General features: G+C 39.4%; 12 protein-coding genes. 2 read left to right on the top strand and 10 right to left on the bottom strand.

Annotated features, from left to right (window positions below; genetic code table 11):
* Positions 1-95 precede the first annotated feature (95 nt).
* The 10 genes from purU to ACFX4R_RS00355 form a co-directional block, all read right to left on the bottom strand.
* Complete coding sequence (gene purU / locus ACFX4R_RS00400; protein WP_042991947.1) at positions 96-998, bottom strand: formyltetrahydrofolate deformylase; 903 nt, start codon at positions 996-998, stop codon at positions 96-98.
* A 284-nt stretch (positions 999-1,282) separates the two neighbouring features.
* Positions 1,283-3,088: an IucA/IucC family protein gene (locus ACFX4R_RS00395; RefSeq protein WP_377568295.1), complete on the bottom strand. Its 1,806-nt coding sequence runs from the start codon at positions 3,086-3,088 to the stop codon at positions 1,283-1,285.
* The gene (locus tag ACFX4R_RS00390; RefSeq protein ID WP_043976602.1) at positions 3,085-4,242 is read right to left on the bottom strand and encodes an MFS transporter; all 1,158 of its coding nucleotides are present in this window, start codon (positions 4,240-4,242) and stop codon (positions 3,085-3,087) included. Before ACFX4R_RS00390 ends, ACFX4R_RS00395 begins: the two co-directional genes overlap by 4 nt.
* 3 nt (positions 4,243-4,245) lie before the next feature.
* Positions 4,246-5,535: a lysine N(6)-hydroxylase/L-ornithine N(5)-oxygenase family protein gene (locus tag ACFX4R_RS00385; protein ID WP_377568292.1), complete on the bottom strand. Its 1,290-nt coding sequence runs from the start codon at positions 5,533-5,535 to the stop codon at positions 4,246-4,248.
* Entirely contained in the window at positions 5,514-6,107 is a 594-nt protein-coding gene (locus ACFX4R_RS00380; protein WP_043976599.1) for a GNAT family N-acetyltransferase, read from the bottom strand. The genes ACFX4R_RS00385 and ACFX4R_RS00380 overlap by 22 nt, the downstream gene beginning before the upstream one ends.
* The gene (locus tag ACFX4R_RS00375) at positions 6,104-7,858 is read right to left on the bottom strand and encodes an IucA/IucC family protein (RefSeq protein WP_052500273.1); all 1,755 of its coding nucleotides are present in this window, start codon (positions 7,856-7,858) and stop codon (positions 6,104-6,106) included. Before ACFX4R_RS00375 ends, ACFX4R_RS00380 begins: the two co-directional genes overlap by 4 nt.
* Positions 7,836-9,356 carry a pyridoxal phosphate-dependent decarboxylase family protein gene (locus ACFX4R_RS00370; protein ID WP_043976596.1) on the bottom strand — a complete coding sequence of 507 codons (1,521 nt, stop codon included), beginning with the start codon at positions 9,354-9,356 and terminating at the stop codon, positions 7,836-7,838. The genes ACFX4R_RS00375 and ACFX4R_RS00370 overlap by 23 nt, the downstream gene beginning before the upstream one ends.
* A 1-nt stretch (position 9,357) precedes the next feature.
* Positions 9,358-10,722, bottom strand: a complete 1,365-nt coding sequence (locus ACFX4R_RS00365; protein WP_016765332.1) for an aspartate aminotransferase family protein — start codon at positions 10,720-10,722, stop codon at positions 9,358-9,360.
* A gap of 262 nt (positions 10,723-10,984) precedes the next feature.
* Positions 10,985-11,677 (bottom strand): copper homeostasis protein CutC, encoded by a 693-nt coding sequence (locus ACFX4R_RS00360; protein WP_043976593.1) that lies wholly within the window; start codon positions 11,675-11,677, stop codon positions 10,985-10,987.
* 251 nt (positions 11,678-11,928) lie between these two features.
* Positions 11,929-12,678 carry a hypothetical protein gene (locus ACFX4R_RS00355; RefSeq protein WP_377568288.1) on the bottom strand — a complete coding sequence of 250 codons (750 nt, stop codon included), beginning with the start codon at positions 12,676-12,678 and terminating at the stop codon, positions 11,929-11,931.
* 165 nt (positions 12,679-12,843) lie between these two features.
* Here ACFX4R_RS00355 and ACFX4R_RS00350 point away from each other — a divergent pair, with 165 nt between their 5' ends.
* Positions 12,844-14,271: a cryptochrome/photolyase family protein gene (locus ACFX4R_RS00350; protein WP_080781560.1), complete on the top strand. Its 1,428-nt coding sequence runs from the start codon at positions 12,844-12,846 to the stop codon at positions 14,269-14,271.
* A gap of 213 nt (positions 14,272-14,484) precedes the next feature.
* Complete coding sequence (locus ACFX4R_RS00345) at positions 14,485-15,717, top strand: ATP-binding protein (RefSeq protein WP_377568285.1); 1,233 nt, start codon at positions 14,485-14,487, stop codon at positions 15,715-15,717.
* Positions 15,718-15,726: the final 9 nt, after the last annotated feature.

Raw genomic sequence — 15,726 nt, 5'->3', positions numbered from 1 at the left:
AAAAATCCGAACGAATTTCATTCTCTTTCAAGAATCTCGATTCATCGTTCGGATCTTCCTTCGGCTAAACTACTTTTTCAACAGCTTAGTCTTTGTTAATTGAATACAATTGTGCGGTTTTCATGCACTAAAATGCGGTCTTCTAAGTGCCATTTCACAGCACGTGCGAGCACCGTACGTTCAATTAAGCGGCCTTTTTTCTTTAAGTCATCCGCATCATCACGGTGGTTCACGCGTTCAATATCTTGTTCAATAATTGGTCCTTCATCCAAGTCGTCTGTTACATAGTGAGACGTAGCACCAATTAATTTTACACCTCGTTGATATGCGCGTTCATATGGACGTGCTCCAATGAATGCCGGTAAGAATGAATGGTGAATATTAATGATACGATACGGATTTTCCGCCACAAAAGTCGGCGTTAAAATTTGCATATAACGCGCCAAAATAATCACGTCAATATTATAATCTTTTAATACCTGCAGTTGTTTGGCTTCTGCTTCTTGGCGAATGTCTTTTGTCGCCGGTATATGCTTAAACGGTATACCGAATGATTCAACCACTTCGCGCGCATCTTCGTGATTGCTCACAACGACAGCGATGTCTGTCATCAAATCTCCGCTTTCCCATGCCCACAGCAGCTCTAGTAGACAATGAGGCTCTTTTGACACAAAAATAGCTGTTTTTTTCAAATTATGAGCATATGTAAACTGCCAGTTCATTGAAAACGTATCGGCAATTTTTTTGAAGCTTTCTTCTAGTTTTGCTTCTTTAGCTAATAAATCCTCACATTCAAATTCGAAACGGATAAAAAACATACCCCCTTCATGGTTCGTTGAATGTTGACTTGATTCTACAATATTTGCACCGTGCTCATGTAAAAACGTAGACACAGCGGCTACAATACCCGGTTTGTCCGGACAGCTAATTAGCAGCCGACCGCGATTTTTATATTTCTCTTTATATGAAGTTAAATGTTTTTGAATATGCGATTTCATGTAATTCCCTCTCTTTTTTTAAATATACAGACAATTGTACCATTATCCTTGTAGCGATGCGACATTGAAATAAGACTTTGACAAAAGAAAGCCGAAACGTTTGCTTCAGCTGGTGTACTTGTTGTTCTAACATCTACTCCATCAAATCGTTCATTCACTCACCTTTACGTTCTACACATACCTAAAATGAGTGTTTCCTAAAGTGCTGCAGCTCATCCCCTTCGCTTCCTGCTTTTGAATTAACCATAAAAAAGCCGCTACACAACACCAGCGGCTTTTCCTTATTATTGAACAGCTTTTTCACTCACTTCATGCAAGGCATTCCGTACCTTTCCATATTCGCTTGCGTGAGGACGATCTCCGTCATCTTCGTATCCGTAATCAAACATTCGATTTCGATTTAACGTTAATTTCGTAATGGTTGGACGTAATAAATCAAACAATTCAAATCGTTTTTTCAAATGTGGAAATGATGCTTGATAATGTAAAATTTCTGCTCGTACACTTTTCCAAAAGTCCGCTTCTTCTACGCCTTCATGCTCTTCTAAAATAGTCGCTAAATAGCGGAAGTGACAAACAAATAACCCTGTTAAAATAAACTGCGTCAGTCCTTCCGGCTCTTCGCTGCGCAGCACTTCTTTTAATTCAAAAGATAGCTGCTGCAGTTCTTCAAACGGCTGATCGCTAATATTCACGTCATCTACAAAATCTTTCATAATAATTCGAACGGGCTTGTTGTTTTTAAGCACCAATACCGTATTTTGACCGTGCGGAGAAAATACAGTACCGTATTGATACAAATAATGAAGAAGCGGCGGCAACACAGCTCTGGTTAACGCATCAATCCACTCAGCAGGAGTTAAGCCCGACTTTTCTATATACGACGAAACTAAAGCTTTCCCTTTACTGTCAACATGTAAAAGCGCAGCTAGCGTAATCGCATGCTCTCCTTCTTCTAACTCTTGATAGATGCTTTCACGCCAAACGACTCCCAGCATTTCTAAATACTGATAAGGCGCGTTTTTAATAGAAGCAAACGTTGGCTGAGTTACGTTTAACGTAGCCACTTCACCTAAAAGTCCTACTTTACACGTATCTTTTAAAAACGCATCGCGATCTCGTATGCCTTTTATGTGCTGAGTTACTTGAGGAGCAATTACGGTCCGCTCACTTGGAAGGCCTCTGTACACAAGCGTATTTAATATACTCATGGGAAGCTTTACATGATATTTATCTCGATTTGTTGTATTCACAAATGTACGAATCGACTGCTGAGGCAAGTATTGATCTTCACCTTCTCCTAATGGAACAATTAAATCATTTGCAATGTATTCAGCGAATAAAGGAACAATCACGTTCATCCACTGCCATTCATGGACGGGAATATAGTAATAGTCCGCTGCTAAAAGGTCTTGGCTTGTTAATTCTTTTTCAAATTCAGCTAGCGTCTCACCGCTTAGCTCCTGTTTCATAACATCATCAAAGCCGAGGGTATCTAATGAATGAAAAGAAGCAATTTGCTTCGCTACAGCAATCCATGAAAGTTGAATTTTTTGTTTTTGCTCAGGTGCAAACCGCAGATAATCATCATAGCCAAATCCGATGCGGCCTTTGTTGTATGTAATCCAAGGGTGTCCCGTCATTTCACCTTCTAGCTCCGCATAATCCATATCTGCTAATTCATCAGCTGATTTTCGATTTTGCAAATGCATGTCTGCTATTAATGTATGAAAATATTCTTTTGCTAAGTGACCTGCGGTTGAGCTAGACATTCCTTTGTCTTCAGATAAGCTAACTAACAGCTGCAAGGCCTTCGAAAATGTAGGGATTGACGCTTTAGATGTCAGCTTAATACTTTCTGGCAGTACAGAAAAACTGTCAAACAATCGCTGTTTCGCTTGATATGTATACGTAACGCCTCGGTGGTCTTCCCATCGATACGTGGCAAGCGCCCCCTGCTTTTGCAACTGTTTTGGCTCAATAATATTTTCATACATGAATTCCTGCAGCATTTTAGCTAAAAGCTGGCGATTTGCTTTTTCCCATGATTGCTTATTAAATACGAAAAGATTCGTTTCTTTGATTTTCATCCTTCATTCTCCTTTACTTGTCTTAGAATAGGGATTGTTTTATTGCGCAGCGGCATTACAGCGCTAGCAGCTAGCAAAGCAGCGGCACCAACTGCTAAAGGAAGCGCTAAATTTACTTTGCTGATTTCTAGTGCTAAAAGCGGTGCAATCAGCAGGGCAATATTTTGAACAGCAATAAGCCAGCTGTAATAGTAAGCAGCTCCTTCTTTGCTTTTTTGAAATAAATAGATATCAAGTATAACCATGCTGAGATAAAACCCGGCTCCATATAAAATTCTACTTATAATAAACATGCTGAGATGATCGGCATATGCTTGCAAACATAGCAGTAAAGCACTAGCGCCCGTTACGCTATAAAAAAGCGGTATAACTTTTCCATTAAATAGCTTTGTAGGTATCGCAAGCTTTAAGACGATCGCCATAATGCTCGGCATCACATATAACAAAGCGCTGCCTTGACTGCTCATGCCATATGTGTCGCTTGTAAACAATGTAAAATAAGGGCGAATGACATTGTGTCCAAGGTGAAAAAAGAAAATAGCCAGCAAATAGAAAAAAATAGGCTCGTTTATACTTTGAGTGTACGCTGGTGTTTGTTCTTTTTTTAAAGATGAAGCTTTTCTTGTTACGAGCCATACGGCCAGTACCATATCAGCTAAAGCAAAGTATTGATATACTTTAAGCGGCATTTCCCATGCAATAATCGCACTTCCAAACAAGCTAGCGACAATAATAGCCGTATGAACAATAAATACATAGGTTGTTGCAGCACCTGCCTTTTTCTGTCCATTTTTCATGCCGCCTACTAAATATGGGTATAAAAGATATAAACTGCTTTGAAACACAAGTAATACTAACGAAGTGGCTAAAAACCCATAAAAAGTAGAAACTTCACTCAGAATGACTTTAACTAAGGCTGTCATTAGAAGTGACGCTACGATTATATGTTTTACTTTCCACTTCTTAAGCAGCATTCCCCATAAAGGAGTCATAACAATGACCACGATCCGGCAGCAAATAATAAAAAAAGACGTCATTGCAACTCCATCTACATGGAAAGCACTTGTAAAATACTGCGGATAAAATGGTGATAATAACACTTCCGACGTCATGGTCATAAATAAACAGATAAAAACAAAGCGCGGAGAAATCATCTCTTAAAACCCAAACTTTTGGAAAACAGTATTTTTATATATTTTATACACGTTTTTACCTGCAATTTGATTAATCAAGACAGCATTGCGATAAGCCCCTAAACCTAAGTCTGGTGCTCCAACCCCGTGTGTATGAAGTTCTCCGTTTTGAACAAATAGCGGGGCGCCTTTTTTCTTCATCTCAACTTGATAGAGTTCATTAATTTTCAGCTGTCCTTTTTCATCAAACAGCAAATGTTCTTTTAAACCTTCCATAAAAGAAGGCTCTTTTGCATGATAGCCCGTGGCCATAATGACAATTTCACTTTCTTCTTTTTCAAACGAGGCCTGCTCGTATTGGTGAAGAGTAAGAAGATGTGTATCGTTTGTCTTTTCAACGCCTGCAAGTTCCGTAAGCGCGCGCATCATTAGCGGCACTTCTTTTCCTCCAATTGTTCGTTCGTAAATCAAATCATAAATATCACCGATCGTTTCAAAGCTTATTCCTTTGTATAAAAGAGCTTGATTTCGTAAAACGCTCTCTTTTTTCTCTTGGGGCAATCTGTAAAAATAGCGGGTATAATCAGGCGAAAAATGTTCAAGGCCAAGCTTTGAATATTCCATCGGATAAAATCCCTTTGAGCGCGTATACCAATTCAGCTTATAGTCAAACTGAGGCTGCTGTTGAAGTAAATCATAGACAATTTCAGCTGCGCTTTGACCAGAGCCAATTACGGTAATACTTTTAGCCTTCAGCGTTTGTTCACGATTCATTTTGTACTGAGCGGAGTGATAGAACGTATCGCTGGCTACTGATTGAAAGTCTCTTGGCACTACGGGCTGTGTACCTACTCCGGTTACAAGATGATAGCTGTAAAAGGTATGAAGTCTCCCTTCTTTTTCAACTATTACTTCGTAGTAAGGTTTAGCATCTTCATGCATTTTCACTTCTTTTACTGTGCTGTTAAATTCAAGCCCGCTCAGCTGGCTTGCTACCCAGCGGCAATAATGATTGTATTCGTTTCTTGGGATATGAAACTTCTCAAAGAAATAAAACTGATACAAGCGCTCATGCTCATGCAAATAATTTAAGAACGTGTATGGACTCTTCGGATCCACCATCGTGACCACGTCTGCCATAAACGGAACTTGAAGAGTTGTCCCTTCTAAAAGCATTCCTGGATGCCAATTAAACTCCTTTTTTTGTTCAAAACATTTATATGTACAATCTGTTTTATCAATTAAAGCTGCTAATCCTAAATTAAATGGACCAACTCCTACTCCAATTACGTCTAAAATGTTCCGTTGTTCCATTCGCTCCACCTTCTTTCAAATACTGTTCTTTCACATTTCAGCAGTACGCCTGTTTTATCAGGCAGCGACACTTCTTTCATAAATTGAAACCCGCATTTTTTAAATACTGCAATCATCTTTTCATTTCGTATATCTGGTTCCGCTATTACTTTAGCAGTATCTGCTACCTCGAACTTGTGCTTTAGTAAACTAAGAAGGAGCGGATAAATATAGCCTTTTCCTAAAAAAGCAGGTTCTCCAATTAATAAATGAATCCCTTGATCTCCTTTTTCATAAGGGTAATAGTTACTGATAATATCGCCGTCGACCGTATAAGATTCCCAATAGCTCATAGGTACACCGTCAATTTCTCCAATTAGCAGTTTTTGATGGGAATCAGCGAGAAATGTTTTTAAATGCTGCTCATACGCCTGTTTTGAAATATTTAAATTCCAATACGGAATAACATGCGGTTCATGCATCCACTTGTACAGCCGTTCGAAATCTTTTGCAAAAGAAACAGAGCGAAAGGTGATGCTCTGCTCCTTTTGCTGCATCATAAATGGATACTGCGTTTGTAATGCTGATTTCATACCCGTACACCTGCAGATTCGTACAGAGGATTTTCAACATTTACATAAACAGACTGCGTTTCAAGAGAGCCTACCAGCTCATCCATATCATGAACGCGCGTTAAGAAATTGGCTTTGCAAGGAAGCACTTTCTCTTCTAACATCGATGAAACAAGCCCCGTATGATCTTTTTCTTTGTACCTCTCTATTTCTTGTCGCAGAATCAATAGCAGATCTGACTCTTGAACGAGGCCAGCTGCACCAAAAGCATTAACTAATCCTAAAATATGATTAAAAAATACGTAATAACGAAATCTTTCTTCTGCTACAGCATCATCACATACCGTATCGCTTTCTCCGTTTAAGGAAGGAAGCAGCTTGCGAAGCTCTTGTTCCTTTGATTTCATAAAGTAATAGCCTTGGTTGTCACGGTAGTAAAACATCGATGGATATCCGTTTTCATCAAGTTTAATAACGGAATTTTGCTGATGAGCTTCCAGCGCAATTCCTTTTTGAGTGTAAAGCCACATCATAGGATGAAAAGAGACATCTAAATAGCGTTTAAACCAGTGCTTGCTTATGTCTTCATTCGTGCTATTTTCACTTGAAACAATATGATTAATAATATTTTCAATTTGAGAAGCTTTCCCGAATACATGATCTTGACACAAACTTGCTAGGAGTGTTGTACGGTTCCCTTGCTCGCCTTGAAAAGGGTTGCTTCGAATCATGACTTCAAACCCAAGCTCCTTTTTTCCAAGCGTGATGTAAGCAGGATCTTCAATCACTTGAAAAGCCGGATGATTTTCTTGAAGCTCCGCCTGTAATCCTTCTTGCAATAAACGGCTTACTTCTACACCTCTGCTTAATTCTTTGCGTTTATTCACTCTCAGTGAATTCGTAATCTTCACCGGAATAGAAAATTTGTACATCACATCTGCATCTTCACTGTATACGGTTCGAACAGACGAAGTCGGATAAAACGGCTGACCGTGTGGCCCTAGATAAGCAAGCCGGCCTTTTTGAATCCATTCACACACTTCTTCTTTTCCTAAAAGATAACGAGCTTGCAGCGGATGCATAGGTATAAGTGAATAATCGTCCGCTTGGCAATACACCTGTATGAATTCTTCAGAAACCTTCTTATCTTTTTTCAGCTGCTCTTTAATAAGCTGTGAAGCGGTTTGACTCTCGGCGGACTGTTCTGTAACAAGCGATTTATGTGCTCTAAAATAATGAAGATGAAATTTGCCGTTCACTTCAGGCCCAAACACCTTTTCTTCTTCAGGTAATATCCCTTGACGGCTTTTAGGTGTCGGATGCAGCTGGTGGCCAATAAGCAATGACTGCTCAGATTCTAAGAACGTTTTGTCCCATTTATAGCACGTTTCTAACTCTTTCTGTCTTTTTCCAATGAACAATTTCATATTTTCGTAGCTTAATAGCACACGTACAATTAGCTCATTCACCTGTAGTAAATGATCTGTTACTTCTTTTAAAAGAAAGGCTAAAAGAGTGACGACATCTAACTCCTTGAGCTCCTCTTTCTGAATGCGATAATAAAAGATCGGAAAGAACAAGTGACGTCCGGTAGCTGAACGGTACTTTACTGGAAAGTAAAGAGTTACCGGCTGTTTTTCTAGCCTAAGAACGAGCGTTTCTTCGCTTTTCATTTCTGAAATGGACTGCCATACTCCCTTACCTGTTTCTCGAATATAGCAATTAATAATATTTTGCATTGTAATAAAATTAGCCGATAACTGAGCGTTCACGTAATCGCTCCTCCTTTTTCTCCAACTCTTTTCCTAAAGCCACGACTTCCTCTAACTGAGTGGCAACAGAATCAACTGTAATCATAGGATTTAACATCGTTAGCTTTAAATAAGCTTGCTCTTTATGCTTTGTTTTTGCCATGATAAAAGTGCCTTTTTCATATAAATGCTGCTGAATACGCTGATTTAACTTATTTTCATAATGCTGCTGTTTTTGACAATCACTATATAAAGTATCTGGCACATAGCGAAATACAACCGCGTTCATATAAGGATCATTTAACACCGTAATATTCCTTTGCTTTCGTAAATGTTCAGCTGTCTGCTTAGCCGTTTCAATCGTATGATCAACCATTTTCCCATACTCATTTGTACCTACTGCACGGAAAGTCAGCCATAGCTTCAAGGCGTCAAATCGTTTGGTCGTTTGAATACTGCGATCTACCAAATGTACATGCTCATCTTCTTCAGGATTTAAATAATCTGCATGAAGCTGAATGTGTTTGAACATAGCTGAATTCTTCACTAGAAATGCGCCGCAGCTTACCGGCTGATAAAACCACTTATGAAAATCCATCGTAATAGAATCTGCCCGTTCAAGAGCTTTTAAGCGTTCACGATATTTATGTGAAAATAGCAGCGCTCCTCCATAAGCGGCGTCAGCATGAAGCCAAAGCCCTTCTTTTTTAGCTAGCTTACTCATTTCAAAAAGAGGATCTACGCTTCCAAAATCCGTCGTGCCTGCCGTTGCTACAACAGCAAAAGGAAGGTTTCCCTGGGCTTTGACTTCCCGTATTGCTTCTTCTAAATTTTCTATATCCATCTCGTGCCTTTCATTGCACTTTACACTCACCACTGCATTCATGCCCAGTCCAAGCTGAGCTGCAGATTGCTGCACCGTAAAGTGGGCTTTTTCGGAGCAGAAAATCCGCAGTTTTTTAGCTTGGAGCGGTAAACCTTCTTCACTAACATCAATGGAAAATGCAGCATGACAATATTCATTACGAGCAAGCAGAAGGCCCATATAATTCGACTGAGTCCCTCCGCTTGTAAAAACGCCGGAAGAAGAGCTTGGATAACCAATTTGTTGTGTTAACTCATCAATCACTTGATCTTCTATATACGTAGCTGCCGGACTTTGATCCCACGAGTCCATAGATTGATTCAAAGCAGAAATCATCACTTCCGCAGCAAGGGCCGGTATAATCGGAGGACAATGCAAGTGCGCCATTGCCCCGGGATGCGAAATATGAAGCGAATGATCCAGCACTACGGCTTGTACGTCATCAAACAGATCTTCTAGCAGCTGTTCGTGTTCGCTAAAATAGACCGAACGATTGACTAAGTTCGATAGTTCGTCAACGTCTATGTGAGTATAAGGGGATTTTAGTTCCTGGTAGTGACGTTTAATCATCTCAGTCATTCCGCCTATCATCGCTTCATAATTCTCGAGGCTTTCTTTGGATGATGATAAAAACCACTTTTCAAACGGCGCCATTTTATTTATTCACCCACTTCTCTTCTGCTGCTTTTATCGCTTCTTCAAATCTTGTTAACACTTCATCGGTTTGTTGTTTCGTTAAAATTAATGGAGGAAGCAGACGAATAACAGCACCATGTCTTCCACCCACTTCTAAAATGACGCCTCTGTCGAAACATTCTTTTTGGATCAGCTTAGCTAACTCACCGTTTGCAGGATGACTGCCGATTTTATTAGCCGGCTTTGTTGCGTCTATGATTTCAATGCCCAGCATCAAACCTCTTCCGCGTACATCACCAATTGAGAATACTTGCTTTTGAATATGCTTTAGCTGACTCTGAATATAAGCTCCTAATTCATGAGCATGTGCAGGTAAGTTTTCTTGTTTTATAAATTGCAGAGTGGCTTGTCCTGTAGCCATCGCAAGCTGATTTCCTCTAAAGGTGCCGATATGTGCACCCGCTTCCCATTGATCCAGCTTTTTATCATATAGAACGACTGATAAAGGAAGGCTGCCTCCAATTGCTTTAGATAGCACTAATACATCCGGTTGAATATCAGCGTGCTCAAATGCATACAGCTTTCCTGTTCGTCCAATTCCAGTTTGAACTTCATCGACAATAAGCGGAATGTTTCGTTCTTTTGTGATTCTGCGAAGCTCTTTTAACCATGGAATCGGCGCCGGAACAGAGCCTCCTTCTCCTTGTACAATTTCTACTACAACACCCGCCGGAGTAACAATTCCGCTTTCAGGGTCATCCAGCATATTTTCAATGTACGTACTAATGTACGTGTGACCTTCAGCACCTACGCCAAACGGGCAGCGATATTCATATGGATAAGGTAGAAAATGGGTATCGGGCACTAGCGCATGAATATGCTTTTTGGGACTCGTTGTACCGCTGATGCTTAACGTTCCGTGCGTGGAGCCGTGATATCCCCCTTGAAAAGATAAAATCGTTCGGTTACCTGTTGCTGTTTTTACAAGCTTCAAAGCCGCTTCAATTGCGTCTCCTCCAGTTGGACCGCAAAACTGTATTTTCGCTTTGTTTGCAAATTGTTCTGGCAAACTAGCAAATACTTCATCGATAAAAGCTTCTTTCACAGGCGTTGTTAAATCTAATGTATGTAAAGGAATAGATTTTGCTAAAACGTCTTGTATTGCTTCATGGACTACGTAATGGTTATGACCCAGAGCAAGCGTGCCGGCTCCTGCTAAACAATCAATATATTCTTTTCCATCCATATCCGTGATTACGGCGCCTTTTGCTTGTTTAATTGCAATAGGAAGGCGTCTAGGATAAGACCTTGCATTGGATTCACGTTCATTTTGCATAGCAAGCAGCATTTCGTTTGATGTAAGTTGTTTCGTTGACGTTGACATATCATATCCTCCTGTTTATTCAATTGATAATGATTTTCATTAACAATTACAACAATAAATGATAATGATTATCACTGTCAATGATTATTCTGAAAATATGAAATTATTCCTATTTCACTCTAAAGTCGAAAAAACACAGCATTTCTCTTATGTATCAAGGATTCACAGGGTTTTATGATGTTTTCCATTTTGGGAAAACTATGTAATAAGTCCCTTTCTATTTCCAAATAAAAAAGTGCTACAATTTCTTGTAGCACTTCTGTTACTTTTGTTTATTCATCGTTTCTTTTGCAGCTTTTACACTCCTTGGGTCAAGCGGTTTCGTATATTGACAATTCACTCGAACCCCTGAACCAATACGAATTTCTTTCACGGGAGTAACGGATAAGAACGCTTGAAGATTTTCAGGTTTCAGCCCTTTTGTCCCGATTAAAATAATATCTTTATCTTTCATTCTTCTTAACAGTTTTTTAATATGAGGAATACCGTTTAGCGCACTTTTATCCGCTCCCGAAGTCATGACACGCTGAATTTGCTTATAGCTTAAAAGCGTTTCAAGCGCCTTTTCTTGATCACTGATTTCATCAAATGCTAAGTGGAACGTTACATTCATTTCTCCTGCCGCATCGAGCAGTCGCTTTAAAGCTTGCTCATCAATAATTTTGTCTTCTGTTAAACAGCCTATTTCAATTCCATCAATGCCAATTTCTCTTGCATATTTAATATCTTCAATCATTGTTTGCAAATCGTCTTCATCATATTGAAAAGATTGATTATGTGGACGAATCATCACAAATATTGGGATATGTATCGTTTCTTTCACTTTTTTCATCAAACCGTAGCTTGGGGTTAAGCCGCCTTCACCGATTCCAGTTACAAGGCTTATACGATCGGCACCATGTTCCTGGGCAACTTTAGCATCATGTAAGGTTGCAGCTGTGACTTCTAATATCATTCTAAAAACACCCTTTCCCCTTTAATATAGAGCTTTTGCCTTCTTTTCCCTGTATTTATACTTAAAAAACTCTACCAAACTCTCTTATGTAAGAAAACACCCAAAAGATGTGATTAATATTTTCAAAAAATTGAATGTCATGGAAAAAGAGTAAGAACTATTCTTTTTCTCATGACGTTTCAATTAATAAAATTCTATATTTATACTAAAGATTCAAAAATACATCCCTTTTATCTAGGGTAAAGGGTTTATTAAAAAGAACGTGGATTTGTTTGTTGCATGAACATCCAATCATTTAAAGAATGAGGCTGCTGATGCCCAACGGGTGCTGAGAAATCGCGGCATCCGCAATCGTGCATCGGCATTTGGCCCATTCCTCCGTGCATTGGCGGCATTCCACCTTGCATCGGCATTTGACCCATTCCTCCGTGCATTGGCGCCATTCCACCTTGCATCGGCATTTGACCCATTCCTCCGTGCATTGGCGGCATTCCACCTTGCATCGGCATTTGACCCATTCCTTGCATCGGCGCCATTCCACCTTGCATCGGCATTTGACCCATTCCTTGCATTGGCGGCATTCCACCTTGCATCGGCATTTGGCACATTCCTCCGTGCATTGGCGGCATCCCTCCTTGCATCGGCATTTGACCCATTCCTCCGTGCATCGGCATTCCGTCTTGCATCGGCATTTGACCCATTCCTTCATGCATTGGCGGTAGCTCTCCGTACATTGGCATTTGATTCATTTCTTTTTGCATCGGCGGCATTCCGCCTTGCATTGGCATTTGATTCATTCCTCCATGCATCGACGACATTGAATCTTTCATCTGCGGCATTTCTCCGTGGATTGGCATTTGATTTGCGCCTTCTTGAATCGGCATTGCCTGCATTTCTTTTGCAGAAGGCATAGGCGGCATTTTAGCAGGTTTAGGTGCTGCTTGCATATATGGATTGGATATCGGTTGTCCGGTTTGTTTCATTCCATACGAATTTCTCATTTTTAAGGGCTCCTTCCCATTCTCTTACTCTGTTTACGTTATTCTTTTTACCATCAATCTGAAATTCGTCCATAAGAAAATAGGCCTTCTACACATTCAAAATTGTAGAACGTATAAGAAAAAAGCTATAATCGAGGCAAAATGCAGATAGAAAGGTGGCACATGATGAATAAAACCATTATCGTATGGATTCGAAAAGATTTTCGGCTGGTTGATAACCCAGCTCTATTTCACGCAGCTAAAGAAGGAATGGTTGTACCTGTTTATATCCATGACGACTATGAAGAAAGCTCAATGGGAAGTGCAAGTAAATGGTGGCTTCACCATGCGCTGAATGACTTTAAAACCTCAATCGAAAAAATAAAAGGAACGCTGATTGTACAAAAAGGAAACCCTAAAGATGTGTTGCAAAAATTACTCCATGAAACGAATGCACAAGATATTTATTGGAATAGACGCTATGAACCACATGCGTTAAAAAGAGATAAAGAGCTTCAAGCTTTTTTTTCAAAGCAACAAATAAATATTCGCACATTTGAGGGGTTTCTCCTTCATGAACCTTGGAAAATCACAAAAGAAAATGGAGATCCTTATAAAGTGTTTACAGCTTACTATAAAGCTTCTCAAAAACATTCAGTATCTTCTGCTGTAAAAAAAGTTACTTCCATACAGGCCTTCTCTAAACCGGTTGAATCTCTTTCAGTCTCAGATCTTGATTTACTTCCAAGCATACCGTGGGATGAAACGATTAAGTCGACGTGGGAAGCTACGGAAAAAGGCGCTATTAATGTGCTCAAAACGTTTTCAAAGAATAAGCTGCTTCATTATGAAAAAGGACGAGATTTTCCTTCTGAAGCATTAAATTCATTTCTATCTCCTTATTTGGCTACAGGACAGCTCTCGGCTCGAGTTCTTTATCATTATTTGAGAACTAAAGCTGAAAAAGTAGGTTCTGATGCTTTTGAACAGCAAGCTGAAATGTTTATTCGTCAACTTATATGGAGAGATTTTGCTTATCAGCTGCTTTATCATTTCCCGCACACTACAACTGAACCGCTTAATGAAAAATTCAAGCAATTTCAGTGGGCTGACGGCAATGAAGAGCTTCAAGCTTGGAAAAATGGAAAAACCGGCTATCCCCTTGTCGATGCCGGAATGCGGGAGCTGTGGGAAACAGGTTTTATGCACAATCGAGTTCGAATGGTAGCTGCTTCCTTTTTAGTAAAGCACCTTTTAATTCATTGGAAACACGGAGCAAATTGGTTTTTTGATACCTTAGTAGACGCAGATTTAGCTAATAACACAATGGGCTGGCAGTGGGTTGCAGGCTCGGGTGCAGACGCCGCGCCATATTTTCGTATTTTTAATCCAATTACTCAATCAGAAAAATTTGATAAAGAAGGAGAATATATTAAAAAGTGGCTTCCAGAACTTAAAGATATTCCATCTTCTTATATTCATAAACCTTGGGAGGCCCCAGCAGACGTATTAGAAAAAGCAAACGTTACACTTAATAAAACATACCCGGCTCCAATTGTCGATCATAAAGCAGCTAGAGAGCGAGCTCTAGAGCATTATCAGCATATCAAATAAGAGGGGTGATTTACCTCTTATTTGATATGCTGAATTTTTTAAACGTGTAAAAAATTCCCTTTCTTATCTATTTGCAACTAAAAACATGTATTTGAAATCTTTTTATAGGGTTTTCAAGCCCAATTCTCCTCTCTATAGCACATTTGATTTTTCATATTTTTTCCTATAATTTGAATATATAATAATGATTATATATGCTGGGGAACTCTCTCATTGCATAGATCTGATTGGAGTGATTCGATGCCCGTTTGTCCTTCTTGTAACTATAAGGAAGATTATAATTTTTGCAGAATGTGCGGTACTCAAGTTCGGCACACCTTCATCAATCAAGAAGATCAGCTTTTTTATCCATTAAAAGATCGAATCATTACGGATAATAATGAACCAAAGCATCAAGCTATTTTATCTCATACCCATGATTTAGTATGTGCTCTTACTGAAGATGGCATTTATGAATACGCTTCTCCTTCTTACGCTAAAACGTTAGGCGTTTATCCTGATGAACTTATTGGACAACATGTGCTTATCAATGCGTATCCCGAAGACAAACACATAATCTCGACTATTTTAGCTAACATGAGCAAAACAAAAGACGCCTCTACATTTGAATACCGAAAGTTTCATGTGAACGGCACCATCGTTTTATTAGAATGTAAAGGCGCTCCAATTATCACATCCACTGGAGAAATCGAAGGGTTCGTATTTGTCTCACGAGACGTAACAGAAAAAAGACAAGCAGAGAAAAAGATCCGAAATTCAGAAAAACTTTCTGTCATTGGTCACCTTGCTGCAAGTATCGCACACGAGGTTAGAAATCCTTTGACAACCATTAAAGGATTTATACAACTGTTCAGTGAGACACAGCAGCCGAAGAAAACAATGATTTATCGAGATCTCATTCAGCATGAACTTTCACAAATTGAACATATCATCACAGAGTTTATGAGTTTAGCTAAACAAGAATACGTATATACAGACAACCTTGTTATTACCGACTTGTTAGATGAGGTATTAAAGCAATTTGAACCGGCTACTGTAGTTAAAAACATCCACATCTTCCGTCATTATCCAAAAGAACATCCTCTGCTCGTTAGTGGGCAAAAAACACAGCTAACCCAAGTATTTATTCATATTATACAAAATGCCATTGATTCGATGGAAAGCGGCGGCAAGCTGGCGGTATCGATTGAAAAATCAGCTAGAGAAACGCTGTGCATTGTGATAAAAGACAATGGATGTGGAATTGATTCAAAGCGTATTCCTCATATAGGAGAGCCTTTTTATACAACAAAAGAACGAGGAATAGGTCTGGGACTAACAATTTGCAACAAAATTATTAACGAACATAATGGTTTTTTTCATGTATCCAGTGAAAAAAATGATGGCACAAGTATTACCATTACCCTTCCTATGAAAACGACTGAACTTTACGTAGTGGAAGCCTAAAAGAGAGGC

The sequence above is a fragment of the Priestia sp. YIM B13490 genome (assembly GCF_042787735.1).
Lineage (GTDB): Bacteria > Bacillota > Bacilli > Bacillales > Bacillaceae_H > Priestia > Priestia megaterium.
The sequence above is the reverse complement of the archived record's forward strand: the minus strand, read 5'-3'. Positions and strand labels throughout refer to the sequence as shown.